The following is a 25,686-nucleotide window of genomic DNA, read 5'->3' on the forward strand; positions in this document are numbered from 1 at the left end:
CCGGGAAAAGGCGGCAATTTAACATATTGGCGCCTTGCCCAAAATCCCCGTCGTTGTTAGAGTTTGCCGCACTTTTTTACCCACGCGTTGCCTAGGGTCCCTATCCCATGTTTAAGAAACTGCGTGGCATGTTTTCCAGTGATCTTTCGATCGACCTGGGCACTGCCAATACCCTGATTTATGTTCGCGAACGCGGCATCGTGCTGAACGAGCCATCCGTGGTCGCCATCCGTACCCACGGCAACCAGAAGAGTGTCGTGGCAGTCGGAACCGAGGCCAAGCGCATGCTCGGCCGTACCCCCGGCAACATCGCAGCCATTCGCCCCATGAAAGACGGCGTGATCGCCGACTTCAGCGTCTGCGAAAAAATGCTGCAGTACTTCATCAATAAAGTGCACGAAAACAGCTTCCTGCAGCCCAGCCCTCGCGTGCTGATCTGCGTTCCGTGCAAATCCACCCAAGTTGAACGTCGCGCCATTCGCGAATCGGCCCTCGGTGCCGGTGCCCGTGAAGTGTTCCTGATCGAAGAACCCATGGCCGCTGCTATCGGTGCCGGCCTGCCGGTAGAAGAAGCGCGCGGTTCCATGGTGGTGGACATCGGTGGTGGTACCACTGAAATCGCCCTGATTTCCCTCAACGGTGTGGTGTATGCCGAATCCGTGCGTGTGGGCGGCGACCGTTTCGACGAAGCGATCATCACCTACGTGCGCCGTAACTACGGCAGCCTCATTGGTGAATCCACCGCCGAGCGCATCAAGCAGGAAATCGGTACCGCCTACGCGGGCGGCGAACTTCGCGAAGTGGATGTACGTGGCCGTAACCTGGCTGAAGGCGTACCGCGCAGCTTCACCCTGAACTCCAACGAAGTGCTCGAAGCGTTGCAAGAGTCGCTGGCCACCATCGTGCAAGCGGTGAAAAGCGCCCTCGAACAATCGCCGCCGGAACTGGCTTCCGACATCGCCGAGCGCGGTCTGGTGCTGACCGGTGGTGGCGCCTTGCTGCGTGACCTCGACAAGCTGCTGGCCCAAGAAACTGGCCTGCCGGTGATCGTTGCCGAAGACCCGCTGACCTGCGTAGCCCGTGGCGGCGGCAAGGCCCTCGAGATGATGGACCGTCACACCATGGATCTGCTTTCCAGCGAATGAGTCCCAGGCCTTGAGAAAACTACTGCGCTCGGGTACGCCGCGTTAAAAACAGCTTCACAATGCTCATTGGCTACAGCCAACTCCGCTTGTTCATCTGTTTTTGCCTCGCGTACCCTTCGCTCGCTACGTTTTCACCAGCCTGAACATTAAAAAAGCATGGCTGTTGGGCCCACTCCGGTGGGCTCATTGCATTTAAGTCGGTCACTGCCGTTACATTTCGCGCTTCAGAATCCACGCCCACCAGCCAGCGATGCGGACCGTATGAATATTCACTTCAGCGTCGGAGCAATCAGCCATTAAGCCGCTCTTTGCCAAAGGACCGTCATTGGGTGTGCGCCTGCTGGTGCTGGTTGTGCTGTCGGCCACGCTGATGGTGGTCGACGCCCGTTTCGAATCCCTCAAGCCCATGCGCAGCCAGCTCGGTCTGGTGCTGACGCCGTTCTATTGGCTGGCCGACTTCCCCGTGCGTATGTGGGATGGCGCCACCGCGCAGTTCACCAGCCGTAGCGAGCTGCTCGGCGAGAACGAAAAACTCAAAGCTGAAGCGCTGTTGATGCAGCGTCGCCTGCAAAAGCTGGCGGCGCTCACTGAGCAGAACGTGCGTTTGCGCGAATTGCTCAATTCCTCCTCGTTGGTGGATGAAAAAGTGTTGGTGGGCGAGCTGATCGGCGTAGACCCCAACCCCTTCACCCATCGCATCCTGATCGACAAAGGCGGCAAAGACGGCGTGTTCCTCGGCCAGCCGGTGCTCGACGCGCGTGGTCTGATGGGCCAGGTGGTTGAAGTAATGCCGTACACCTCGCGCGTGCTGCTGCTCACCGACATCACCCACAGCATTCCCGTGCAGGTGAACCGCAATGGCCTGCGCGCCATCGCCAGTGGCACCGGTAACCCGGAGCGCCTGGAACTGCGTCATGTCGCCGACACGGCAGATATTAAAGAAGGCGATTTGCTGGTCAGCTCCGGGCTGGGCCAGCGCTTTCCGGCGGGTTACCCAGTGGCGGTGGTGAAAGAGGTGGTGCACGACTCCGGCCAGCCCTTCGCCATTGTTCGCGCCGTGCCCACTGCCGCGCTCAACCGCAGCCGTTATGTGCTGCTGGTATTTACCGACACCCGCACCCCGGAACAGCGCGCCACCGATTCGGCCGAAGCGCAGGAAAAGGTTGATCGCCAGGCTGAACAGAAAGCCGCTGAGGCCCTGCAAAGTGAAGGTGCCGGCTCGGCGCCAGCGCCGTCACCGGCGCCCGCTGCCACGCCTGCACCCGCTGGCGCAGCTGCCCCAAGCCCGGCGCCGGCTGCTCCTGCCAAGCCTGCGGCAACGCCAGCAAAACCGGCGACTACGCCCGCCAAACCTGCCGCCACACCGGCCAAGCCCGCCACTCAGGGAGAGCGTCGATGATTGGTCTGCGTCCACGTAACGGTTGGGTCATCTGGTTCAGCCTGGGCCTGGCGCTGCTGCTTAGCGTGGCGCCGTTGCCAGACTTCATGGAAGTGGGTCGTCCGTTGTGGCCTGCCTTGATTCTCACCTACTGGGTGCTGGCCCTGCCGCACCGCGTGGGCATGACCACCGCCTGGTTGCTCGGGTTGGGCGTTGACGTGTTGTACGGCACGTTGCTCGGCCAGAACGCGCTGATCCTCACGCTCGTGACCTTCCTTGTGCTCAACCTGCATCAGCGCCTGCGCATGTTCCCCATGTGGCAACAGAGCCTGGTGCTGCTGGTGGTGTTTGGCTTGGCCCAACTGGTGCAGTTGTGGCTCAATGCGTTGACCGGCAACCGGCCGCCTACCTTGGCTTTTGTGCTGCCCGCGCTGGTCAGTGCGCTGCTCTGGCCGTGGGTGTCGGTGGCCTTGCGCGGTGTGCACCAGCGTTTGAACGTCAACTAAGCGGGGCAGGGCCTAGGCCTGCCTCTTTACTGCTCGACAGGGAGAGGTCTGCATGGCCACGCTTTACCTGGCCTCCGGGTCTCCACGCCGGCGCGAACTGCTGACGCAGATCGGCGTAGGCTTTTCCATCCTTGCCGCCCCCATCGACGAAAGCGTCCAGCCTGGCGAGTCGGCCGAGCACTATGTGCAGCGTCTGGCGCTGGCCAAGGCGGCTTCCGGCTTGGCGACATTGCCCGCCACCTCCGATGCCGTCGTGCTCGGTGCCGACACCGCTGTCGTCGTCGATGGCCGCATTCTCGGCAAGCCCGCCGACCAGGCCGATGCCCTGGCCATGCTGCAATTACTCTCCGGCCGCGAACACCAAGTGATGACCGCCGTTGCCCTGGCGAACGGCCAGCGCAGTGAAGTGCGGTTGGTCAGCAGCGACGTCAGTTTCCGTTCCATTTCCACCGCTGAAGCAACCACCTATTGGGCCAGCGGCGAGCCGCAGGACAAAGCGGGCGGCTACGCTATTCAAGGCTTGGCCGCCGTGTTTGTCAGCGGCATGCGTGGCAGCTATTCGGCCGTGGTCGGCCTGCCACTGTGTGAAACCGCCGCCTTACTCGCCGAATTCGGTATTCCCTGCTGGCAGGCCATGAGCGAGAGCCGTCATGAGTGAAGAAATTCTGATCAACATCACGCCCATGGAATCCCGTGTGGCGGTGGTGGAAAACGGTGTGTTGCAGGAAGTGCATGTCGAGCGCACACAGCGCCGCGGCATCGTCGGCAACATCTATAAAGGCAAAGTGGTGCGCGTGTTGCCTGGCATGCAGGCGGCCTTCGTCGACATCGGCCTGGAGCGCGCGGCGTTTATTCACGCCTCGGAAATTTCCACCCGCGAAGGTGCGGCCGTGGAAAGCATCAGCGCGCTGGTGCACGAAGGTCAGAGCCTCACCGTGCAGGTGACCAAAGACCCCATCGGCAGCAAAGGCGCGCGCCTGACCACGCAGCTGTCGATTCCGTCGCGCTACCTGGTGTACATGCCGCGCACCAGCCATGTCGGCATTTCGCTGCGTATCGAAGATGAAGTGGAGCGCGAACGCCTGAAGAAAGTGGTGGCCGACTGCATCGCCGCCGAAGGCATTGAAGAGGCCGGCGGTTTTATTTTGCGCACCGCGGCTGACGGTGCCGGTGCCGATGAAATCGTTGCCGACATCCGCTACCTGCGCCGCCTCTGGAGCCAGATCGCCACGCAAATGAAAACCGCGCCTACGCCTTCGGTGATTTACGAAGACCTCAGCCTGGCGCTGCGCACCCTGCGTGATCTGGTCAGTTTGCGCACTGAGAAATTGCGCGTCGATTCGCGGGAAACCTTCCAGAAGGTTACCCAGTTCGTTGACGAACTAATGCCCGAAGTGGCCGACCGTATCGAGCATTACCCCGGCGAGCGGCCGATCTTCGACCTGTACGGCGTTGAAGACGAGATTCAGAAAGCGCTGGAGCGCAAGGTGCCGTTGAAGTCGGGCGGCTACCTGATCATCGACCCAGCCGAGGCGATGAGCACCATTGATGTGAACACCGGCGCCTTTGTCGGCCATCGCACGTTGGAAGAGACCATCTTCAAAACCAACCTGGAAGCGGCCACCGCCATCGCCCGGCAACTGCGGCTGCGCAACCTGGGCGGCATCATCATCATCGACTTCATCGACATGGAAGACGAAGAACACCAGCGCCAGGTACTGCGCACGCTAGAAAAGCAGCTGGAACGCGACCACGCGAAAACCAACATCATCGGCATCACCGAGCTGGGCCTGGTACAGATGACCCGCAAGCGCACCCGGGAAAGCCTCGAACAGATTCTGTGCGAGCCGTGCGTCAGCTGTCAGGGGCGCGGCAAATTGAAAACCCCGGAAACCATCTGCTACGAAATCTTCCGCGAGATTCTGCGCGAGGCCCGTGCCTACCAGGCCGAAAGCTATCGCGTGCTGGCCAACCAGAAAGTGGTCGACCGCCTGTTGGACGAGGAATCGGGTAATGTGGCCGACCTCGAAAGCTTTATCGGCCGCACCATTAAATTCCAGGTCGAGAGCATGTATTCGCAGGAACAATACGACGTGGTTCTACTCTGACACCTCTCGCGACCTTAACCGGCGCTGCGTTTAGCCGCGGGCCGGCAGCCTCGACCCGGCCTAACAATAAAAGGAAAGCCGCCTGATCATGCAGCGCCTCGCCCGCCTGATTGCCACCCTGACGCGCTGGGGCCTGTACCTCTGCGCCACGGGCCTGATCGTGGCAGCGTTGTACGTGAGCATCGGCCGCATGCTGATGCCGCTGGTGGCCGACTACCGCCTGCAAGCCGAAGACCGTCTGCGCGAAGCCGTCGGCCTGCCGGTCACCATTGGCAGCCTGGAAGGCAGCTGGCGCGGTCTGGCGCCGCTGCTGGTGGCCCATGACGTGCAGGTGGGCGAGGGCGCCAGCGCGCTGCGCCTGGATCAGGTTCGTGTGGTTCCCGCGTTGTGGTCCAGCATTCAGGCTCAGCAAGTGCGCGTCGGCAGTCTGGAAGTCGATGGTTTGCAGTTGAGCGCCGTGCAGGACGCCGATGGCAAATGGTCTATGGAAGGCCTGCCGAAGCGGGAAAGCGCCCCGCCGTTAGACCCGGAACAGGCATTGCGCAGCCTCAAGCGGGTCGAGCAGCTGTCACTGTTCAACAGCCAGCTCACCCTGGAACCGCAAAACGCCGCGCCGCTGACGTTTACGTACATCAACCTCGACCTGATTACCGGTGCCAGCCGCCAGCGGCTGGATGGCCGCGTGACGCTGCCCGATGGCCAGCCGGTGAGTTTGAGCATCGACGCGCGGGTCAAGCCGAAAACCTGGCGTGAGGCCCAAGCCCAGGTGTACCTGAGCTTGCCGCAGAGCGACTGGGCGCGCTGGTTGCCGGCCGGTGTTACGCGCGACTGGCATGTGCAGCGTTTGCAGGCGGGCGGTGAGTTCTGGTTAACCTGGGCCGACGGCGCGGTGCAACAGGCCGTGGCCCGGTTGAACGCCCCCGAGGTGCGCGCCGCCTACGCCGAGCGTAAGGCCGTGCAGGTGGCTGACCTGGCAGTAATGGCGTACTTGACTCGCACAGAGCAGGGTTACAACGTGCTGCTCAATTCCCTGGCCGCCACCCTTGGCGAAACGCGCTGGGGCGAAGTGCAGGTGGGGCTGACCTACCTGCAAGCCGCCGAGAGTCAGCCGCAACGCTGGCAGGTTACAGCCGACCGCCTTGACCTCGCCCCTCTAGCGCCCGTCATCGAAGCGCTGGCGCCGCTGCCGGCGAAAGCCGCCGAGGTGCTCCAGGGCCTGAAGCCCCAGGGGGCGCTGCGTAATCTGCAACTGAGCATCACCCCGGCCGCGCCAAACCCGGACGAGCGCGTGCAGTTTGCCGCCAACCTGCAGCAGATCACCTTTAGCGCTTACGGCGGCGCGCCGGCCGCAGAGAACGTCACCGGCAGCATCAGCGGTGACCTCGGCCATGGCGAGCTGCGCATGGACACCGAGAATTTCGCCCTGCACCTGGATCACCTGTTCCCCAAACCCTGGCGGTACCAGAAAGCCAACGCGCGCCTGACCTGGACGCTGAACGCCGAAGCCTTCACCCTGATTGCCCCGTACATGAAATTGGTCGGCGACGAAGGCAAGTTGGCGGGCGACTTCTTGATTCGCCTGACCCTGGCGCCCGACACCGAAGACTACATGGACCTGCGCGTCGGGCTGCAGGAAGGCAACGCGAAATACGTCGAGAAATACCTGCCGACTTTGGTGCCCAGTTTCAGCCAGGATCTGGCCAAGTGGCTGACCACTGCCATTCACCAGGGCGCCATCGACGAAGGCTACTTCCAGTATCAGGGCTCGCTGAACAAAGGCGCCGAAGATACCGCCCACAGCATCAGCCTGTTTTTCAAAGTGCATGACACCGAGCTGGCGTTCCAGCCGGGTTGGCCGGTGCTGCAAAACATCACCGGCGATGTGCTGATCGAAGACACCGGCGTACGCGTTCGCGCCCCGAGCGGGCAGATGCTCAACAGCACGGTCAGCAACGTGAACGTTGACGTGCCGCATGTGGCCAAGGGGCAGCCGTCCCGTTTGTTGATCACGGGTGATGTCGCCAGCAGCATGGCCGATGCGCTGAAAATTCTGCAGGAAGCGCCCATCGGCACGGCCTCGATATTCGAAGGCTGGGGCGGTGAAGGCGACCTCAAGGCCAAGCTCAACCTCGACATCCCGCTGGGACAGGGGCCGACCACCCGCGCGATTGTCGACTTCAGTGCCGACGGCGCCACGCTGAATATGGCAACGCCGAAGCTGGCGCTGAGCCAGGTCAAAGGGGATTTCCGCTACGACACCGCCACCGGCCTGAGCGCGCCAGACATCCGCGCGCAAGTGTTTGGCCGGCCGGTTCGCGGCAAAGCCCTAGCGAGTAAAACAGTCGGCAAACCGTCGAGCCGCATCGAAGTGGCGGGGCAGTTGCCGGTGAAAACGCTTGTCGAGTGGTCGGGCATCACCCGGCCGCTGCCGGTCTCCGGTGAATTGCCGTTGCAACTGGCGGTGGTGCTGGACGGCGACAACAGCGTGTTGCAGGTGAACTCGACCCTTAAAGGCGTGGCCATCGACTTGCCGGCGCCGCTGGGCAAAGCCGCTGCCGATGAGCGCCCGAGCCAGTGGCGCATGAGTTTGCAGGGCGCCCAACGTTCCTACGCGCTGACCTACGCCAACCTCGCCAGCCTGGCCGCCAGCGCACCGGCCAGCGGCTTCAACGATGGCCGCGCCGAATTGCGCCTGGGCAGCGAGCCGGCTCGCGTTCCCGAGGCCAAGGGTTTGCAGGTTAACGGCGACATCAGCGAGCTCGACGCCACCGCTTGGCAAGACGTCGCCAAGCGGTACGCCGGCGACCAGGCCGCGAGCGCCAAGCAATTCTTCAACAGTGCCGACCTGCATATCGGCACCTTCCATGGCCTGGGCGCGGACATCGACAACCTCAACGTCAAGATGACCCGCCTCGCCAGTGGCTGGAACGTGGGCCTGAGCAGTGACCGGGTCAGCGGCGTGGTGGGCTTGCCTGACGCCGACGGTGCGCCGATCGATATTCAGCTCAAGCACCTGCGCTTCCCGCCCGCGCAACCGCCGCAGCCCGCCGACCCGGCCGCGCCCGAGGTGGAAGAGCCCGACTCGCTGGCAGACGTCGACCCTCGGCAGATTCCGGCACTGAACTTGAACATCGAGCGGGTATACCAAGGCGATGCGCTGCTCGGCGCGTGGTCGTTGAAAGCGCGGCCCAATGCCAACGGCGTGGTGTTCAGCGACGTCAACATGGGCCTTAAAGGCTTGCAGCTGGAAGGCGACGTGGGCTGGGAAGGCGCGCCGGGCGCGACCAGCAGTTGGTTCAAAGGGCGCATTGGCGGCGGCAACCTGTCGGATGTGCTGTTGGCCTGGAACTTCGCGCCCACCGCCACCAGCCAGGATTTCCACATGGACATCGACGGCCGCTGGCCGGGATCGCCCGCTTGGATCAGCCTCAAACGCTTCAGCGGCACGCTCGACCCCACGCTGCGCAAAGGCCAGTTCGTCGAAGCCCAAGGTTCGACGGCGGCGCTGCGGGTGTTTGGTCTGCTTAACTTCAACTCCATCGGCCGCCGCCTGCGCCTGGATTTCTCCGACTTGCTGGACAAAGGCCTGAGCTACGACCGGGTAAAAGGCCTGCTGGTCGCCACTAACGGCGTGTACGTGACCAAAGAGCCGATCACCCTCACCGGGCCGTCGAGCAACCTGGAAATGAACGGCACGCTGGACATGGCGAGCAACCAGGTGGATGCCAAACTGTTGGTGACCTTGCCGCTGACCAACAACCTGCCGCTGGCCGCGCTGATTGTCGGTGCGCCGGCCATTGGTGGCGCGCTGTTCGTGGCCGACAAGCTGCTGGGCAAACAAGTCGCCCGCTTCGCCAGCGTTCAGTACAGCGTGAAGGGCTCTTGGCAGGATCCGAAAATTGCCTTCGACAAGCCCTTCGAAAAACCTCGCTAACCTTAAGGGAGCGCCTATGTCCCTCGCGGTGATTCAAATGGTCAGCCAGGACGACGTGCTGGCCAACCTCGCCCAAGCCCGCCTGCTGTTGCAGCAAGCCGCCGAGCAGGGCGCGCAACTGGCGGTGCTGCCGGAAAACTTTGCCGCCATGGGCCGCAGCGACCTCGCCACACTGGGACGCGCCGAAGCCCTTGGCGAAGGGCCGATACTGCCGTGGTTGAAACAGACCGCCCGCGACCTCAAGTTATGGATAGTGGCGGGCACCATGCCTTTGCCGCCGCCGGATCAGCCGGACGCCAAGTCCCACGCGTGCTCGTTATTGATCAATGCGCACGGCGAGCAAGTCGCGCGATACGACAAGCTGCACCTGTTCGATGTGGACGTGGCTGACAGCCGTGGCCGTTACCGCGAGTCGGATGACTACGCGTTTGGCGGCAATGTGGTGGTCGCCGATACGCCCGTAGGACGCTTGGGCCTTACGGTGTGTTACGACCTGCGCTTCCCCGAGCTATATGGCGCCTTGCGTGAGGCGGGTGCCGAGCTGATTACCGCGCCCGCAGCGTTCACGGCAGTAACTGGCGCGGCGCATTGGCACGTGCTGCTCAGGGCGCGAGCGATAGAAACGCAGTGCTACATCCTGGCCGCCGCACAGGGCGGTCTGCACCCGAAGGGGCGCGAAACATTCGGCCATGCGGCAATCATCGACCCCTGGGGTCGGGTGCTTGCCGAGCAGGCCCAAGGTGCGGCTGTGTTGCTGGCCGACCGCGATGCGGTTGAGCAGGCAGACATCCGTCAACGTATGCCGGTGCACACGCACCGCCGTTTTGCTGTGTCGTCGCTGAAGGCGCCGACCTGAAGGCTCACTGAGCCTATGGAGTAACTATGAGCGACATGTTGCTGTCCGTGAGCGAGCACCTGCTGGGCCCTGGCGGTTTGAGCATCGAGCAGTTGCCGGGCGTGCTCGGCGAGCTGGCTGGGCCGGGTATCGACGCGGCTGACCTGTACTTTCACGGTCAGGTTTCGGAAACCTGGGTGCTGGAAGACGGCATCGTCAAGGAAGGCAGTTTCAACCTCGATCAAGGCGTTGGCGTGCGCGCCCAATCCGGCGAAAAAACCGGCTTCGCCTACAGCAACGCCATCACCCCCGTGGCGTTGAGCGAAGCGGCCCGCGCTGCCCGTTCGATTGCCCGGTCCGGCCAAAATGGTCGGGTGCAGGCGTTTGTCAGTCCCGAAGTGGCGCGTTTGTATGCGCCGGAAAACCCGCTGGAAGTGCTGACCCGTGCGGAAAAGGTCGAGCTGCTCAAGCGCGTCGACGTCGCCACGCGCGCGCTTGATCCGCGTATCAAACAAGTGACCGTGAGCCTTGCTGGCGTGTGGGAACGCATTCTGGTCGCTGCCGCCGATGGCAGCCTGGGCGCCGATATTCGTCCGCTGGTGCGCTTCAACGTCAGCGTCATCGTCGAGCAGAACGGCCGTCGCGAGCGCGGCGGGCAGGGCGGCGGTGGCCGCTCCGACTACCTATATTTCCTCACCGAGGACCGCGCCATGGGCTACGCCCGTGAAGCGTTGCGTCAGGCGCTGGTTAACCTCGAAGCCATTCCCGCACCGGCCGGCTCCATGCCGGTGGTGATGGGCGCGGGTTGGTCGGGCGTGTTGTTGCACGAAGCGGTTGGCCATGGCCTGGAAGGCGACTTCAACCGCAAAGGCAGCTCGGCCTACAGCGGCCGCATCGGCGAAAAAGTGGCCTCCAGTCTGTGCACCATCGTCGACGACGGCACCCTGTTCGGCCGCCGTGGCTCGTTGAGCATGGACGACGAAGGCACGCCGACCCAATGCACCACCCTGATCGAAAACGGCGTGTTGAAGGGCTATATGCAAGACAAGCTCAACGCCCGCCTGATGGGCGTGGCCGCCACCGGTAACGGCCGCCGCGAAAGCTACGCGCACCTGCCGATGCCGCGCATGACCAACACCTACATGCTGGCCGGCGAAAGCGACCCGGAAGAAATTATTCGCTCGGTGAAGAAGGGCATCTACTGCGCCAACCTCGGCGGCGGCCAGGTCGATATCACCAGCGGGAAGTTCGTGTTCTCCACCAGCGAGGCCTACTTGATCGAAGACGGCAAAATCACCGCCCCGGTCAAAGGCGCCACGCTAATCGGCAACGGCCCGGAAGCCATGAGCAAGGTATCGATGGTCGGCAACGACCTGGAACTGGACAGCGGCGTGGGCACCTGCGGCAAAGACGGGCAGTCGGTGCCGGTCGGCGTGGGGCAGCCGACGTTGAAGATTGATTTGATTACCGTGGGCGGGACTGGGGCGTAGGGCGTTAGAACCTTTGTGGGAGCGGCTTTAGCCGCGATGCTGTTGATTTAAGAGCATCGCGGCTAAAGCCGCTCCTACAGGAAAACCGCGGGACTAGCGCAAACCGCGTTTGGTTTCGTCCAGGTCGCGGATGTATTTGAATATTTTGCGCGTGGCGGCCGGGGCTTTGTTTTGTGCCGCTTCGTGTTGGGCCTGGCGGATCAGCTGACGCAGATGGGTGCGGTCGGCGTCCGGGTACTCGGCGACGAAGGCTTCGAGCACATCGTCGGTGCCGGTGGCCAAGCGATCACGCCAGCGTTCCAGATTGTGGAAGCGTTCGTTGTACTGCCGGGTCGAGGCATCGAGCTGGTCCAGCAGTACCAGAATTTCATCGACGTTCTGATCACGCATCAGCTTGCCGATGAATTGGATATGCCGTTTACGAGCGATGTTAGCCGTGTGTTTCGGCGCATCGGCCAGGGCGCGACGCAGGGCGTCGGTCAGTGGCAGTTTCTCGATCAGGGCGGGTTTGAGCGTGGTCAGGCGCTCGCCAAGGTCAACCAGCGCGTGCAGCTCGCGCTTTACTTGGCTTTTGCTCTTCTCTTCGGAGAAGTCGTCGGAATAGTCAGACATGGGGTCGATCCAGTTGGAAACGCCGCCATGATAACGAGTCGAAGGCCGCTTGTCCGGCCTGGCCAGGTGACTGGTCTCTGAACTGGAGTTGTAGGTTATGAGTGCAGCAGACGTAGTTGGGCCGCAGGCCCTGCCGCAATTGCAGGAGCAAGTGGCGCGGATTATCGCCGAGGCCAAAGCCCAGGGCGCCAGCGCCTGCGAAGTGGCGGTATCGGTGGAGCAGGGGTTGTCGACCTCGGTGCGCCAGGGCGAGGTGGAAACCGTCGAGTTCAACCGCGACCAGGGCTTTGGCATCACCTTGTATCTCGGTCAACGCAAAGGCTCGGCCAGCACCTCGGCGAGCGGCGATGCGGCCATTCGTGAAACCGTGGCGGCCGCACTGGCCATCGCCAAACATGCCTCTGAGGATGACTGTGCCGGCCTGGCCGACGCCGAGCTGATGGCGCGCGACTTGCCGGACCTCGACCTGTTTCACCCCTGGGACATCACTCCCGAACAAGCCATCGAGCGCGCCCTGGAATGTGAAGCGGCGGCGTTCGCCACCGATGCGCGCATTAAAAACGCCGACGGCACCAGCCTGAACACCCACCGCGGCTGCCGCGTCTACGGCAACAGCCACGGCTTTGTCGGCGGCTACGCCAGCACGCGGCAGAGCCTGAGCTGCGTGATGATTGCCGAAGCTGACGGCCTGATGCAGCGTGATTATTGGTATGACGTGAGCCGTCGCGGTGAAGACTTGGCTGACGCGGTCAGCATTGGCCGTCGTGCCGCCGAGCGCGCGGTTAGCCGCTTGGGCGCGCGCCCGGTGCCAACGTGCGAAGTGCCGGTGCTGTTTGCCGCCGAGCTGGCCACTGGATTGTTCGGGCATTTTCTGTCGGCGGTATCGGGCGGCAACCTGTACCGCAAGTCATCCTTTCTGGAAGGCAGCCTGGGGCAGGTGTTGTTTCCCGAATGGCTAAGCCTTGAAGAGCGCCCGCACATTCGCGGCGCCTTGGGCAGCGCCACGTTTGATGGGGACGGGCTGGCGACCTATGCCAAGTCGTTTGTCGAAAACGGTGAGCTGCGTTCCTACATTCTCGGCACGTACTCAGGGCGCAAACTGGGCATGCCGAGCACGGCCAACTCGGGCGGCGTGCATAACCTGTTCGTCAGCCATGGCGATGAAAACCAGCAAGCGCTGATCAAGCGCATGGGACGCGGCTTGTTGGTCACCGAACTCATGGGCCAAGGGCTGAACATGGTGACCGGCGATTATTCGCGCGGTGCCGGTGGCTACTGGGTGGAGAACGGGGAGATTCAGTTCCCGGTGCAGGAGGTGACCATTGCGGGCAACCTGCGCGACATGTTCAAGCAAATCGTCGCGGTGGGTAACGATCTGGAGCTGCGCAGCAACGTGCGCACCGGGTCGGTATTGATCGAGAAAATGACAGTGGCCGGTAGCTGATGCCGGCCGGCGCACGCCTGTCGTGCGCCGCGCTTGCTTAAGCGCTGGGCTTTATTCGCCTTCGTCGAAGCGGTTGTTGATCAGCTCCACCAAGGCCGCCAGCGCTTCGTCGCCTTGCTCGCCCTCGGTGCTCAGGTGAATGTCGGTGCCTTTGCCGGCGGCCAGCATCATGACGGCCATGATGCTCTTGCCGTCCACACAGCTTTCCGGGCTGCGGCCAATGCGAATCTGGCAGGGGAAACGTCCCGCCACGCCGACGAATTTGGCAGCGGCGCGTGCGTGCAGGCCGAGCTTGTTGATGATGGTGATTTCACAGGCAGGCATCGCTGCTTAAGTCCTTCTATAGAGTCCCGCGGTTCTAGAGATCGCGGTGACGAACCTGGATGTTTTTCAGGGTTTTCTTCAGTTCTTTTCCCAGCCGGTCCGCCAGGTATACCGAGCGATGATGACCGCCCGTGCAGCCGATGGCCACGGTGACGTACGAGCGGTTGCTGGCGGCAATGCGCGGCAGCCATTTGTGCAGGTAGGCGTAAATGTCGTCGTACATTTCCTGTACGTCCGGTTGTTCCTGCAAATAGTCCGACACCACCGAATCCAGGCCCGAATGCTCACGCAGTTCGGGTTTCCAGTACGGGTTGGGCAGGCAGCGCACGTCGAATACCAAGTCGGCATCGACCGGCATGCCACGCTTGAAGCCAAACGACTCGACCAAAAACGCAGTGCCCGGCTCCGGTTTGTTCAGCAGGCGCAGCTTGAGGGTGTCACGAAGTTGGTAGAGGTTGAGGTGCGTGGTGTCGACCTTGAGGTCGGCCAGGTCGGTGATCGGGCTCAGCAGCACACTTTCATCGCGGATGGCTTCGGCCAGCGAACGCTCGTCCGTGGTCAGCGGGTGGCGGCGGCGAGTTTCGGAGAAGCGCTTGAGCAGGGTTTCGTCGTCGGCGTCCAAGTACAGCACATCGCACTGAATGTGACGGGCGCGCACTTCGGCGAGCAGTTCGGGAAAGCGTTTGAGCTGGCTGGGCAGGTTGCGTGCATCGATGGACACGGCCACCAGCGGTTGAACCAGTTCGGTGTGCAGCAGGGAGCGTTCGGCCAACTCGGGCAAGAGCCCGGCGGGCAGGTTGTCGATGCAGTAGAAACCGTTGTCTTCAAGCACATCGAGCGCTGTGCTTTTACCTGAACCGGACCGGCCACTGACGATGATCAAACGCATGCACAGTCACCTGTTCGTCTAGCGGCCGTTTTGAACGTCGACGACGACCTGGTAAAGACTTTCGCTGGTTGGGGCGTGGCGCAATTGGTCACGAACCTCGCTGCGATCAAGCATGCTGGCGATCTGACGAAGCAATTCCAAGTGCTCATCGGTGGCCGCTTCGGGCACCAACAGCACAAACAGCAAGTCGACTGGCGCGCCGTCGATGGCGTCGAAATCGACTGCGGAATCGAGACGCAGCAGGGCGCTGATGGGAGCCGTGCAGCCCGGCAGGCGGCAATGCGGAATGGCGATGCCATTGCCAAAGCCGGTGGAGCCGAGTTTCTCGCGCGCCACCAGGCTTTCGAAAATGTCTTGGCCATCGAGGTCGGGCAACTCGCGTGCGACCAGGTTGGCGATTTGTTCGAGTACGCGCTTTTTGCTGCCTCCCGGCACGCCCACGAGGGAGCGGCCGGGGGTCAGGATATTTTCAAGTCGAATCATGGGTTGGGGTGGTGTCAGCGAGCTGTGGCGCCTTGCAGGCGACCCAGTTGCTTTTCCTTATGTTTGATAAGTTGGCGGTCGAGTTTGTCGGTGAGTAGATCGATGGCTGCGTACATGTCGTCATGTTCGGCGTTGGCGACCACTTCGCCCCCGGCGATGTGCAAAGTCGCTTCGATTTTCTGCTTGAGCTTCTCGACCTCCATGGTCACTTGCACGTTGGTGATCTTGTCGAAGTGGCGTTCCAGTCGACTGAGTTTCTCGTCGATGTAGTCGCGTAGGGCGTCGGTCACATCCAGCTGATGTCCACTGATGTTGACTTGCATACCGCTTTCTCCTTATTGCCGTGTGTAAGAGACAAGCTAACGGGCTTGTCGCCGGAACACTTTGGCCTTGGATCAGTGTAGCCGTCTTGCCAGCGCCAGGTTCGCAGGCGAACCGTGTCAGGCGTTTACATCAGTCGCTTACGTTCACTGGAAGGCGCTATCCCGAGGGATTCGCGGTATTTGGCGACTGTGCGACGGGCTACCTGAATGCCCTGTGCCTCCAGTAAACCAGCGATCTTGCTGTCACTCAACGGCTTTTTCGCATTTTCCGCCGCAACCAGTTTTTTGATGATTGCGCGTATCGCCGTTGACGAGCATTCGCCGCCTTCGGAGGTGCTGACGTGGCTGGAGAAGAAGTACTTCAGCTCATAAATGCCACGCGGGGTGTGCATGAATTTTTGCGTGGTAACGCGCGAGATCGTCGATTCATGCATGCCCACCGCTTCAGCAATGTCATGCAGAACCAGCGGCTTCATGGCTTCGTCGCCGTAGTCGAGAAAGCCCCGTTGGTGTTCGACGATCTGGCTGGCCACTTTCATCAATGTTTCGTTGCGGCTTTGCAGGCTCTTGATAAACCAACGCGCCTCTTGCAGCTGATTGCGCATAAAGGTGTTGTCAGCGCTGGAGTCGGCGCGACGAACGAAGCCGGCGTACTGCGGATTGACCCGCAGCTTGGGCATCGCTTCCTGATTGAGCTCCACCAGCCAGCGGTCGTTGTGCTTGCGCACGATCACGTCGGGCACCACGTACTCCGGCTCGCTCGCTTCAATTTGCGAACCCGGGCGCGGGTTGAGGCTTTGAATCAGTTCGATGACCTGACGCAGCTCGTCTTCCTTGAGCTTCATGCGGCGCATCAGTTGGCTGTAATCGCGGTTGCCGAGCAGGTCGAGGTAATCGCCTGCCAGGCGCTGCGCTTCGGCCAGCCACGGGGTTTTTGTTGGCAACTGACGCAGTTGCAGCAACAGGCATTCGCGCAGGTCGCGGGCGCCAATGCCGGACGGTTCGAATTGCTGGATGCGGTGCAGCACGGCTTCGACTTCGTCGAGCTCAATATCCAGCTCCGGATCGAACGCCTCCAGCACTTCTTCTAGGGTTTCTTCCAGATAACCCTGATCGTTGATGCAGTCGATCAGGGTGACGGCAACCAGGCGGTCCTTGTCGGACATCGGCGCCAGGTTGAGCTGCCAGAGCATATGGCTTTGAAGGCTTTCGCCAGCCGAGGTGCGGGTGGTGAAATCCCACTCGTCATCGTCGTTGGAGGGCAGGCTGCTGGCGCTGGTTTGGTAGATGTCTTCCCACGCCGTGTCGACGGGAAGCTCATTGGGAATGCGTTCGCCCCATTCGCCGTCTTCCAAGTTGTCGACGGTGGGCGCCGAGGTTTCTTGGTAGCTAGTGTCTTGGTAGGACTCTTCGTTGTTCGGTGCGGGCGGCGCACTTTCGGCACCATCGGCCAGCGGATCGCTGTTATCGAAGTCCTCGCCTTCTTCCTGGCGTTCGAGCATGGGATTGGACTCCAGCGCCTCCTGAATCTCTTGTTGAAGATCCAGCGTGGACAGTTGGAGTAAGCGGATGGCTTGTTGCAGCTGCGGTGTCATCGTCAGCTGCTGGCCCATTTTTAGGACGAGCGATGGTTTCATGGAGGGGGCTTAAGACCTTATTCGCCGGCGCATACGCGCTTCCACAACGAGGGCGCCGAAGCGCCACCAGGAAGCAAATTATATGCCTAAGTCTGAGGCGTTTGCCTAGTCCTCAATCGAAGTCTGTAGTGCGCATCTGATTGCGGCTACAGAACGCTCTTAGAGGCGGAATTCGTGACCCAGGTAAACCTCTTTCACCAACTGGTTGGCGAGGATGGTTTCAGCGTCGCCTTCGGCAATCAATTGGCCGTCGTTGACGATGTACGCGGTCTCGCAGATATCCAGGGTTTCACGCACGTTGTGGTCAGTAATCAACACGCCAATGCCTTTGGCTTTGAGGTGATGAATGATCTGCTTGATGTCGCCAACCGAAATCGGGTCTACGCCAGCGAAGGGCTCATCGAGCAGGATGAACTTCGGCGCGGTGGCCAGGGCCCGGGCGATTTCTACACGGCGGCGTTCACCACCGGACAAGCTCATGCCGAGGTTGTCGCGAATGTGGCTGATGTGAAATTCCTGCAACAGGCTTTCCAGTTCCTTGCGGCGGCTGGCGCTGTCGAGCTCTTTACGCGTTTCCAGAATGGCCATGATGTTATCGGCCACCGACAGCTTGCGGAAAATGGACGCTTCCTGCGGCAGGTAGCCGATGCCGGCACGTGCGCGGCCGTGCATGGGCAGGCTGGTGACGTCGTCCTGGTCGATCAGTACGCGGCCCTGATCGGCATTGACCAGGCCCACGATCATGTAGAAGCACGTGGTTTTGCCGGCGCCGTTAGGACCCAGCAAGCCAACGATCTGGCCGCTTTCGATCGACAGGCTGACATCACGAACCACCTGGCGGCCTTTGTAGGCTTTGGCCAGATGTTGGGCTTTGAGAGTCGCCATTACTGCGCCTGTTTGTCGGCTGGTTGAGCGCCAGCGGGTTTGTTCTTGGGCTGGATGACCATGTCGATGCGTGGGCGCGGTGTGGTCACGTTGGTGCCATTGGCGCGGCCGGCGTTGACGATCTGGCGCTGGGTGTCATAGACGATTTTCTCGCCTTCGAAGGTGTTGCCTTCCTGAATCACCTTGGCTTGGTCGATCAGCACGATGCGGTCTTTAGCGGCGAAGTATTGGATGGTCAGGCCATAGGCCTTGACGATCTCTTTGTCGACCGCTGGCTTTTGCTCGTAGTAGGCGGGGGTGCCCACGGCGGTGAACACTTCGATGTCACCCGTGGCGTTTTGCGTGATGGTCACTGTGTGGCCAGTGATCTTCATGCTGCCCTGGGTAATGACGACGTCGCCGCGGTATACGGCTACGCCTTGTTTGTCGTCGAGTTCAGCACTGTCGGCCTGCACGCGAATGGGTTGCTCGCGGTCCGTTGGCAATGCCCAGGCGCTGGAGCTGGCAATCGCCGCACCCAGACTCATGAGCAAGGACAGGGTGTGAAGGGAGAATTTATTAACGAACCTCATGCTGGCCTCTTACGTTGGACAGCAGGAGCACCCGGCTGTCTTTCAAATACGCTTTCATTCCGTTAGCCGTGGTCACTCCATTGGCGGCCTCGATTCTAACGGCTTGCTGGGTCTGCGCAAATTCCTTGTCCGGGAACACGGTCATGCGACTGCTGGTAATGATGGTGGGGCGATTTTTTTCATCGGTGCGGGCGATGCGCACATTGTCGATCAGCTCGACCTCGGTACCGCCTGGCGCCACTTCGCCACGCTCGCTTTGAACGTGCCACGGCTCGGCGGCGCCGCGATACAGCAGCAGGTCCGGCTTGGTTACCAGGCTCTTGTCGCTGTCTTTCAAGTGCTCGACTTTATCGCTGGTCATTTCGTAGTGCAGCTTGCCGTCGGCTTGGAATTCGACGCTTTTGGCGTTGATCACATAGAAGTCCACGGCGTTGTCGGTGCTGGCCTGTGGTTTCTGCTCCAGCAAACTTTCCGGGTTCAGATTCCAATAGCCGAGCGCCGCTACCAGCAGCGCCGCGAGGCCAAACGATAAGGTAAGAAGCAGTTTGCGCAGCATGATCGGCTCTATAAATAGGCGGCTTGCGCCGCTTCAAGGTTGCCCTGCGCCTGCAGGATGAGCTCGCAAAATTCGCGCGCCGCGCCTTCGCCGCCGCGGGCTTGGGTCACACCGTGGGCATGTTGGCGAACAAAATCATTGGCGTTGGCGACAGCCATGCCCAGGCCCACGCGGCGAATCGCCGGCAGGTCTGGCAAGTCGTCACCCAGGTAGGCGACGTCTTCGTACTGTAGGTCGAGTTCGGCGAGAAGCTCATCGAGCACCACCAGTTTGTCTTCGCGACCTTGGTACAAGTGCTGAATGCCGAGGTTCTGTGCACGACGCTCAACCACTGGGGTTGAGCGCCCGGTGATGATGGCCGTACGCACACCGGAGTTGATCAGCATTTTGATGCCCTGACCGTCCAGCGTGCTGAAGGTTTTGAATTCGCTGCCGTCGACCAGAAAGTACAGCTTGCCGTCAGTCAGCACGCCGTCGACGTCGAAAACAGCGAGTTTGATGGCCTTGCCGCGTTGCAATAGATCAGCACTCATTACATCACTCCAGCGCGCAGCAGGTCGCCCAGGTTGAAGGCGCCAACTGGGCGGTCTTGTTCGTCGACGACAATCAATGCGCCAATTTTGTGGTCTTCCATGATCTTCAAGGCTTCGGCAGCGAGCATCTCCGGCCGTGCTGTTTTTCCGTGTGCGGTCATCACGTCGTCGATGGTGGCCTGGCGGATATCCAGGTCGCGATCCAGCGTGCGGCGTAAATCGCCGTCGGTGAAAATCCCAGCCAGTGTGCCGTCGGCCTCGAGCACGGCGGTCATGCCCAGGCCTTTGCGGGTCATTTCCATCAACGCGTCGCGCAGCAACGTGCCGCGTTGCACTTTTGGCAACTGCTCGCCGGTGTGCATGACATTTTCCACTTTCAGCAGAAGACGTCGGCCAAGCGCGCCACCTGGGTGGGAAAAGGCGAAATCTTCAGCAGTAAAGCCACGCGCTTCCAACAAGGCGATGGCCAGGGCATCGCCCAGAACCAGTGAGGCGGTAGTGGAAGAGGTGGGCGCCAGATTCAGTGGGCAGGCTTCTTGTGCCACGCGTGCATCGAGGTTGACCTCGGCGGCTTTGGCCAGCGGCGAATCCGGGTTGCCGGTCATGCTGATCAAGGTGATGCCCAGGCGTTTGATCAGCGGCAGCAGGGTCACGATCTCGGCGGTTGAGCCCGAATTGGAAAGGGCCAACACCACGTCGTCACGGGTAATCATGCCCATGTCGCCATGGCTGGCTTCGGCCGGGTGTACGAAAAATGAGGTGGTGCCGGTGCTCGCGAGGGTCGCGGCGATCTTGTTGCCGATGTGGCCAGACTTGCCCATGCCGACCACAACTACGCGGCCTTTACTGGCCAGAATCAGTTCGCAGGCCTTGACGAAAGCCGCGTCAATACGGGGGAGCAGGCCTTCCACCGCTTCGATTTCAAGGCGCACGGTGCGCAGTGCCGATTGGATCAGGTCGTTGGTCTGGTTCATATCGTAAAGACAGTGGCCGCGGGAAAAGGCCGGGATTATAACGATAAAACCCCGTTCGGCTCATCCTCGAATGTGCGCGCATTGATGCGGCGATCACGGCGTCGCACTTCGCCCGTCACGCGCCGGGTTTGCGGTTAGCGGGTTTTTCCACCTTGGGCGCGGCTGGATGCCGGTGATATAGTTGCCGCCCTATCCGGCATGTTCACTCCCGTGGTGTCCCCACCGTGAGACATGGCGTCCGATAGGCGGCTGCACCAAGGAGTTCAGATGAGTGCCGATGACGCCTACGCGGTCGAGCTGAAGGGCGTGTCCTTCATGCGCGGTTCGCGCAGCATTTTCAAGAATGTCGATATTTCCATTCCTCGCGGCAAGGTCACCGGCATCATGGGGCCTTCCGGGAGTGGTAAAACCACCTTGCTTCGTTTAATGGGCGCCCAGCTGCGGCCCAGTAGCGGGCAAGTGTTGGTCAACGGCCAGAACTTGCCGGACCTGTCGCGCAGCGACCTCTTCGACATGCGCAAACAAATGGGTGTGCTGTTTCAAAGCGGCGCGTTGTTTACCGATCTCGATGTGTTCGAGAACGTGGCCTTTCCCCTGCGCGTGCACACCCAATTACCGGAAGACATGATTCGCGACATCGTCTTGATGAAGCTGCAAGCCGTTGGCCTGCGCGGCGCTATCGAGCTGATGCCCGATGAGCTGTCGGGCGGCATGAAACGCCGCGTTGCACTGGCCCGCGCCATCGCGCTGGACCCGCAAATTCTCATGTATGACGAACCCTTCGTTGGCCAGGACCCGATTGCCATGGGCATTTTGGTGCGCCTGATCCGCCTGCTTAACGATGCGCTGGGTATCACCAGCATCGTGGTGTCCCACGACCTCGCCGAAACCGCCAGCATCGCCGACTACCTGTATGTAGTGGGCGACACTCAGGTGCTCGGCCAAGGCACGCCAAAAGAATTGATGGAGTCGGATAACCCGCGCATCCGTCAATTTATGAAAGGCGTCGCCGATGGCCCCGTGCCGTTCCATTTCCCGGCTGCGGACTACCGCGACGACCTGTTGGGGACGCGTTGATGCGCAGAAAATCCATTGGCGAACGTATTCGCCTGCTTGGCCGTGCCGGCATCGACGTGGTCGGTTCGCTCGGCAGCTCCACCCTATTTCTGCTGCGTGCGCTGTTTGGTCGAGGCAATGTTGGCAACGGCTTTGGTCATTTATTGATCAAGCAGCTGTTCTCGGTTGGCGTGATGTCGCTGGTGATCATTGTCGTGTCGGGCTTGTTTATCGGCATGGTGCTGGCGCTGCAGGGCTTCAACATTTTGTCCAGCTACGGTTCCGAGCAGGCTGTGGGGCAGATGGTGGCGCTCACGCTGCTGCGCGAACTCGGGCCGGTAGTGACCGCCTTGCTGTTCGCCGGCCGCGCGGGCTCGGCCCTGACCGCCGAAATTGGCAACATGAAATCCACCGAGCAGCTGTCGAGCCTGGAAATGATCGGCGTCGACCCGCTCAAGTACATCATCGCGCCGCGCTTGTGGGCCGGGTTTATCTCCCTTCCGCTGCTGACCATGATCTTCTGCGTGGTCGGTATCTGGGGCGGCGCCATGGTTGCCGTGGACTGGCTGGGCGTGTTCGAAGGCTCGTTCTGGGCCAATATGCAGAACAGCGTTTCGTTCGAGAAGGATGTGCTCAACGGCCTGATCAAAAGTATCGTGTTTGCCTTTGTAGTGACCTGGATCGCCGTGTTCCAGGGTTATGACTGTGAACCCACATCTGAAGGGATCAGTCGCGCTACCACCAAAACAGTGGTTTACGCCTCGCTTGCCGTGCTGGGCCTGGACTTCATTTTGACCGCCTTGATGTTTGGAGACTTCTGATGCAAAACCGCACCCTGGAAATCGGTGTCGGCCTGTTCCTCTTGGCCGGTCTGTTGGCCTTGCTGCTCCTGGCATTGCGCGTGAGCGGCCTGACGGTCGGCGCCGGACAAGACACCTACAAGCTGTACGCCAATTTTGAAAACCTGGCCGGGCTCACCGTGCGCGCCAAGGTGACGATGGCGGGCGTCGGTATCGGCAAAGTCACCGCCATCGATCTGGATCGCGATACCTTCACCGGGCGCGTGACCATGGAATTGGAAAAGCGTGTGGATAACCTGCCGGAAGACTCCACCGCGTCTATCCTCACCGCCGGTTTGCTGGGCGAGAAGTACATCGGCATCAGCGTGGGCGGCGACGAAGCGCTGCTCAAGGATGGCGGAACCATTCACGACACCCAGTCGTCGTTAGTACTGGAAGACTTGATCGGTAAGTTCCTGATCAACTCGGTTAACAAAGAATCCAAGTGAGGAATACAGGCATGGTTAGCGCTCTGCGTCGCGGTTTGCTGGTGCTGTTGGCAATGGTTCCATTGGTTGCCATGGCCGGCCCAGCCCCTCAGGAAATCGTACAGAACACCACAAAGGAGCTGTTGAACGACCTCAAGGCCAACAAAGAGCAATACAAGGCCAACCCACAGAAGTTCTACGACTCGCTGAACCGCATCATTGGCCCGGTTGTGGATGCCGACGGCATTTCCCGCAGCATCATGACGGTCAAATATTCCCGCAACGCCACCTCGGCGCAGATGCAGCGTTTCCAGGAAAACTTCAAACGCAGCCTGATGGAGTTCTACGGCAACGCCTTGCTCGAATACAACAATCAGGACATTCGCGTACTGCCCAGCAGCGCCAAGCAGTCCGACCCGGATCGCACCAGCGTGAACATGGAAGTGCGCGACACCAAGGGCACCGTGTACCCGGTCAACTACACCATGACCAACGTGAACGGCGAGTGGATGCTGCGTAACGTGACCATCAACGGCATCAACATCGGCAAGCTGTTCCGCGATCAATTCGCTGACGCCATGCAGAAAAACGGCAACGACCTGGACAAAACCATCGACGGTTGGGCGCAAGTTGTAGCCAACGCCAAGAACACCGAAGAAGGGCAGAAGGCTGCGGGTCATGACGACTGATAGCGTTATTCGCCAGCAAGCGGACGGCGTGTTGCAACTGGTCGGCGTGCTCGATTTCCGTACCGGGGCGACGCTACGAAGCGAAGGCGAAAAGCTGATTCGCGCGACGCCGACTGCCACCGTGGTGGTTGACTGCGCGCAGGTCGAGCACTCGAGCAGCGTGGGCTTGTCGCTGCTGCTCGCCTACATGCGGGTCGCGCAGCAGGCAGGCAAGCAGCTGTCAGTGCGTGGCTTGCCGACCGACATGAAAAAAATTGCCGAGGTTTCCGGCCTGCTCGACATTTTGCCGTTGCAGGCCTAACGCCGTTGCGTTGCGCATTGCTGCGCCAGGTAGCAAAAAACCAAAGCCCTCTGTCAGTGTTCCGTTTTCCGGGGTTCGCAGGCGGGGGGCTTTTTTGTATCATGGCCGACCCGCGCGCGTAGGGCGCCGATCGAGGTTTAGCATGCAGGCCATAGAAGTAAAAAGCCTCCTTGAGGAAAAGCTGTCCGACACTGAGGTCAACGTGGAAGGCGAAGGCTGTAATTTCCAGTTGAATGTGATCAGTGATGAATTGGCGGGCATGAGCCCGGTCAAACGTCAGCAGCAAATCTATGCCCACCTCAACCCGTGGATCGCCGATGGCCGAATTCACGCGGTTACCATGAAATTCTTCAGCCGCGCCGCTTGGGCCGAGCGTTCCTAAGCCCACGGGCGACGAGACTCCTATGGATAAATTGATTATTACCGGCGGCGTTTGCCTGAATGGCGAAATCCGCATCTCCGGCGCGAAGAACTCCGCCTTGCCGATTCTGGCTGCCACCTTGCTGGCCGATGCGCCGGTTACCGTGTGCAACCTGCCGCACCTGCACGACATCACCACCATGATCGAGCTGTTCGGTCGCATGGGCATCGAGCCTGTGATCGACGAAAAGCTCAGCGTTGAAGTGGACGCACGCGCCATTAAAACGCTGGTTGCGCCGTACGAATTGGTGAAAACCATGCGTGCGTCGATTCTGGTACTCGGCCCGATGGTTGCGCGCTTCGGTGAAGCCGAAGTGGCCTTGCCTGGCGGTTGCGCCATCGGCTCGCGTCCGGTTGACCTGCACATCCGTGGCCTCGAAGCCATGGGCGCAATCATCGACGTTGAAGGCGGCTACATCAAAGCCAAGGCGCCTGAAGGCGGTTTGCGCGGCGCGCATTTCTTCTTCGATACCGTCAGCGTAACCGGCACCGAAAACATCATGATGGCCGCCACCCTGGCCAAAGGCCGCAGCGTGCTGGAAAACGCCGCGCGCGAGCCGGAAGTGGTCGACCTAGCCAACTGCCTGATCGCCATGGGCGCGAAAATCTCCGGTGCTGGCACCGACACCATCACCATCGATGGCGTTGAGCGTCTCGGCGGCGCGCGTTACAGCGTGATGCCTGACCGTATTGAAACCGGCACCTACCTGGTTGCCGCAGCGGCCACCGGCGGCAAGGTCAAGCTGAAAGACACCGATCCAACCATCCTCGAAGCGGTTCTGCTGAAGTTGCAGGAAGCGGGCGCCGAAATCACCACCGGCCCGGATTGGATTGAGCTGGACATGAAAGGCAAGCGTCCGAAGGCCGTGAACCTGCGCACCGCGCCGTACCCGGCATTCCCTACCGACATGCAGGCGCAGTTCATCGCCCTGAACGCCATTGCCGAAGGCACCGGCGCGGTGATCGAGACCGTGTTCGAAAACCGCTTTATGCACGTGTATGAAATGACCCGCATGGGCGCGCAAATTCAGGTTGAAGGCAACACCGCCATCGTCACCGGCACCCAAACGCTGAAAGGCGCGCCGGTGATGGCAACCGACCTGCGCGCATCCGCCAGCCTGGTGATTTCGGCACTGGTGGCCGATGGCGACACCCTGATCGACCGCATCTACCACATCGACCGTGGTTACGAGTGCATCGAAGAGAAGCTGCAGCTGTTGGGCGCGAAAATCCGTCGCGTGCCGGGCTAGTTGAGCCAAGGCCCCGTTCGGCAGTGCGCCGGGCGGGGCTGCACAACCGCTTGTAATCAGGTTTTAAGGACATTC

General features: G+C 61.1%; 27 protein-coding genes. 16 read left to right on the top strand and 11 right to left on the bottom strand.

Going from position 1 to position 25,686, the window contains the following annotated elements; translation table 11 throughout:
• The first annotated feature begins 107 nt into the window (after window positions 1–107).
• The 8 genes from mreB (at window position 108) to tldD (ending at window position 11,396) form a co-directional block, all read left to right on the top strand.
• Window positions 108–1,145, top strand: a complete 1,038-nt coding sequence (gene mreB, locus ACZZ0Q_RS04010) for a rod shape-determining protein MreB (protein WP_108096189.1) — start codon at window positions 108–110, stop codon at window positions 1,143–1,145.
• A 343-nt stretch (window positions 1,146–1,488) separates the two neighbouring features.
• On the top strand, window positions 1,489–2,544 hold the full coding sequence (gene mreC / locus ACZZ0Q_RS04015) for a rod shape-determining protein MreC (RefSeq protein ID WP_463542243.1): 1,056 nt from the start codon (window positions 1,489–1,491) through the stop codon (window positions 2,542–2,544).
• Window positions 2,541–3,029, top strand: a complete 489-nt coding sequence (gene mreD / locus ACZZ0Q_RS04020; protein ID WP_122494374.1) for a rod shape-determining protein MreD — start codon at window positions 2,541–2,543, stop codon at window positions 3,027–3,029. Before mreC ends, mreD begins: the two co-directional genes overlap by 4 nt.
• Window positions 3,030–3,081: 52 nt before the next feature.
• Window positions 3,082–3,687, top strand: coding sequence for a Maf family protein (locus ACZZ0Q_RS04025; protein WP_463539993.1), 606 nt, complete (start codon window positions 3,082–3,084; stop codon window positions 3,685–3,687).
• Window positions 3,680–5,137, top strand: coding sequence for a ribonuclease G (rng, locus tag ACZZ0Q_RS04030; protein ID WP_122494371.1), 1,458 nt, complete (start codon window positions 3,680–3,682; stop codon window positions 5,135–5,137). The genes ACZZ0Q_RS04025 and rng overlap by 8 nt, the downstream gene beginning before the upstream one ends.
• Window positions 5,138–5,225: 88 nt before the next feature.
• On the top strand, window positions 5,226–9,071 hold the full coding sequence (locus ACZZ0Q_RS04035) for a YhdP family protein (RefSeq protein WP_463560312.1): 3,846 nt from the start codon (window positions 5,226–5,228) through the stop codon (window positions 9,069–9,071).
• Window positions 9,072–9,087: 16 nt separating this feature from the next.
• Window positions 9,088–9,927, top strand: coding sequence for a carbon-nitrogen hydrolase family protein (locus ACZZ0Q_RS04040; protein WP_463539992.1), 840 nt, complete (start codon window positions 9,088–9,090; stop codon window positions 9,925–9,927).
• A 26-nt stretch (window positions 9,928–9,953) separates the two neighbouring features.
• Window positions 9,954–11,396 (top strand): metalloprotease TldD, encoded by a 1,443-nt coding sequence (gene tldD / locus ACZZ0Q_RS04045; protein ID WP_463539991.1) that lies wholly within the window; start codon window positions 9,954–9,956, stop codon window positions 11,394–11,396.
• A gap of 93 nt (window positions 11,397–11,489) precedes the next feature.
• Here tldD and yjgA read toward each other — a convergent pair whose 3' ends face one another.
• Window positions 11,490–12,008 carry a ribosome biogenesis factor YjgA gene (gene yjgA / locus ACZZ0Q_RS04050; protein ID WP_463539990.1) on the bottom strand — a complete coding sequence of 173 codons (519 nt, stop codon included), beginning with the start codon at window positions 12,006–12,008 and terminating at the stop codon, window positions 11,490–11,492.
• Between the two features lie 97 nt (window positions 12,009–12,105).
• On the opposite strand from yjgA, the gene pmbA reads away from it, so the two are divergent.
• Entirely contained in the window at window positions 12,106–13,452 is a 1,347-nt protein-coding gene (gene pmbA / locus ACZZ0Q_RS04055) for a metalloprotease PmbA (RefSeq protein WP_463539989.1), read from the top strand.
• 51 nt (window positions 13,453–13,503) lie between these two features.
• On the opposite strand, the gene ACZZ0Q_RS04060 is transcribed toward pmbA, so the two are convergent.
• The 10 genes from ACZZ0Q_RS04060 to ACZZ0Q_RS04105 all read right to left on the bottom strand — a co-directional run bounded on the left by ACZZ0Q_RS04060 (window position 13,504) and on the right by ACZZ0Q_RS04105 (window position 20,628).
• A complete protein-coding gene (locus tag ACZZ0Q_RS04060) occupies window positions 13,504–13,776 on the bottom strand; it encodes an HPr family phosphocarrier protein (protein ID WP_463539988.1) in 273 nt (90 codons plus the stop codon).
• A 34-nt stretch (window positions 13,777–13,810) separates the two neighbouring features.
• Window positions 13,811–14,665 carry an RNase adapter RapZ gene (gene rapZ, locus ACZZ0Q_RS04065; protein ID WP_122494354.1) on the bottom strand — a complete coding sequence of 285 codons (855 nt, stop codon included), beginning with the start codon at window positions 14,663–14,665 and terminating at the stop codon, window positions 13,811–13,813.
• An 18-nt stretch (window positions 14,666–14,683) separates the two neighbouring features.
• Window positions 14,684–15,148 carry a PTS IIA-like nitrogen regulatory protein PtsN gene (ptsN, locus tag ACZZ0Q_RS04070; protein WP_463560314.1) on the bottom strand — a complete coding sequence of 155 codons (465 nt, stop codon included), beginning with the start codon at window positions 15,146–15,148 and terminating at the stop codon, window positions 14,684–14,686.
• A 14-nt stretch (window positions 15,149–15,162) separates the two neighbouring features.
• Entirely contained in the window at window positions 15,163–15,471 is a 309-nt protein-coding gene (gene hpf, locus ACZZ0Q_RS04075; protein ID WP_108096173.1) for a ribosome hibernation-promoting factor, HPF/YfiA family, read from the bottom strand.
• 125 nt (window positions 15,472–15,596) lie between these two features.
• Window positions 15,597–17,108, bottom strand: coding sequence for an RNA polymerase factor sigma-54 (locus tag ACZZ0Q_RS04080; protein ID WP_463539987.1), 1,512 nt, complete (start codon window positions 17,106–17,108; stop codon window positions 15,597–15,599).
• Window positions 17,109–17,267: 159 nt separating this feature from the next.
• Window positions 17,268–17,993: an LPS export ABC transporter ATP-binding protein gene (gene lptB, locus ACZZ0Q_RS04085; protein WP_122494348.1), complete on the bottom strand. Its 726-nt coding sequence runs from the start codon at window positions 17,991–17,993 to the stop codon at window positions 17,268–17,270.
• Window positions 17,993–18,565: a lipopolysaccharide transport periplasmic protein LptA gene (gene lptA, locus ACZZ0Q_RS04090; RefSeq protein ID WP_463560316.1), complete on the bottom strand. Its 573-nt coding sequence runs from the start codon at window positions 18,563–18,565 to the stop codon at window positions 17,993–17,995. Before lptA ends, lptB begins: the two co-directional genes overlap by 1 nt.
• Entirely contained in the window at window positions 18,552–19,121 is a 570-nt protein-coding gene (lptC, locus tag ACZZ0Q_RS04095; RefSeq protein WP_122494344.1) for an LPS export ABC transporter periplasmic protein LptC, read from the bottom strand. Before lptC ends, lptA begins: the two co-directional genes overlap by 14 nt.
• Before the next feature lie 8 nt (window positions 19,122–19,129).
• Entirely contained in the window at window positions 19,130–19,654 is a 525-nt protein-coding gene (locus ACZZ0Q_RS04100) for a KdsC family phosphatase (protein ID WP_463539986.1), read from the bottom strand.
• Window positions 19,654–20,628, bottom strand: a complete 975-nt coding sequence (locus ACZZ0Q_RS04105) for a KpsF/GutQ family sugar-phosphate isomerase (RefSeq protein WP_122494339.1) — start codon at window positions 20,626–20,628, stop codon at window positions 19,654–19,656. Before ACZZ0Q_RS04105 ends, ACZZ0Q_RS04100 begins: the two co-directional genes overlap by 1 nt.
• Window positions 20,629–20,895: 267 nt before the next feature.
• On the opposite strand from ACZZ0Q_RS04105, the gene ACZZ0Q_RS04110 reads away from it, so the two are divergent.
• The 7 genes from ACZZ0Q_RS04110 to murA all read left to right on the top strand — a co-directional run bounded on the left by ACZZ0Q_RS04110 (window position 20,896) and on the right by murA (window position 25,611).
• Window positions 20,896–21,705, top strand: coding sequence for an ATP-binding cassette domain-containing protein (locus ACZZ0Q_RS04110; RefSeq protein WP_463539985.1), 810 nt, complete (start codon window positions 20,896–20,898; stop codon window positions 21,703–21,705).
• Window positions 21,705–22,505 carry a lipid asymmetry maintenance ABC transporter permease subunit MlaE gene (gene mlaE / locus ACZZ0Q_RS04115; protein ID WP_122494335.1) on the top strand — a complete coding sequence of 267 codons (801 nt, stop codon included), beginning with the start codon at window positions 21,705–21,707 and terminating at the stop codon, window positions 22,503–22,505. The genes ACZZ0Q_RS04110 and mlaE overlap by 1 nt, the downstream gene beginning before the upstream one ends.
• Window positions 22,505–22,972 (top strand): outer membrane lipid asymmetry maintenance protein MlaD, encoded by a 468-nt coding sequence (gene mlaD / locus ACZZ0Q_RS04120; RefSeq protein WP_122494334.1) that lies wholly within the window; start codon window positions 22,505–22,507, stop codon window positions 22,970–22,972. Before mlaE ends, mlaD begins: the two co-directional genes overlap by 1 nt.
• An 11-nt stretch (window positions 22,973–22,983) precedes the next feature.
• The gene (locus tag ACZZ0Q_RS04125; protein WP_463539984.1) at window positions 22,984–23,640 is read left to right on the top strand and encodes an MlaC/ttg2D family ABC transporter substrate-binding protein; all 657 of its coding nucleotides are present in this window, start codon (window positions 22,984–22,986) and stop codon (window positions 23,638–23,640) included.
• On the top strand, window positions 23,630–23,941 hold the full coding sequence (locus ACZZ0Q_RS04130) for an STAS domain-containing protein (RefSeq protein ID WP_122494330.1): 312 nt from the start codon (window positions 23,630–23,632) through the stop codon (window positions 23,939–23,941). Before ACZZ0Q_RS04125 ends, ACZZ0Q_RS04130 begins: the two co-directional genes overlap by 11 nt.
• Before the next feature lie 142 nt (window positions 23,942–24,083).
• Complete coding sequence (locus ACZZ0Q_RS04135; RefSeq protein ID WP_122452416.1) at window positions 24,084–24,323, top strand: BolA family protein; 240 nt, start codon at window positions 24,084–24,086, stop codon at window positions 24,321–24,323.
• Between the two features lie 22 nt (window positions 24,324–24,345).
• Window positions 24,346–25,611 carry a UDP-N-acetylglucosamine 1-carboxyvinyltransferase gene (gene murA, locus ACZZ0Q_RS04140; RefSeq protein WP_122452417.1) on the top strand — a complete coding sequence of 422 codons (1,266 nt, stop codon included), beginning with the start codon at window positions 24,346–24,348 and terminating at the stop codon, window positions 25,609–25,611.
• Window positions 25,612–25,686: the final 75 nt, after the last annotated feature.

It is taken from the genome of Pseudomonas sp. AC070, assembly GCF_979258635.1.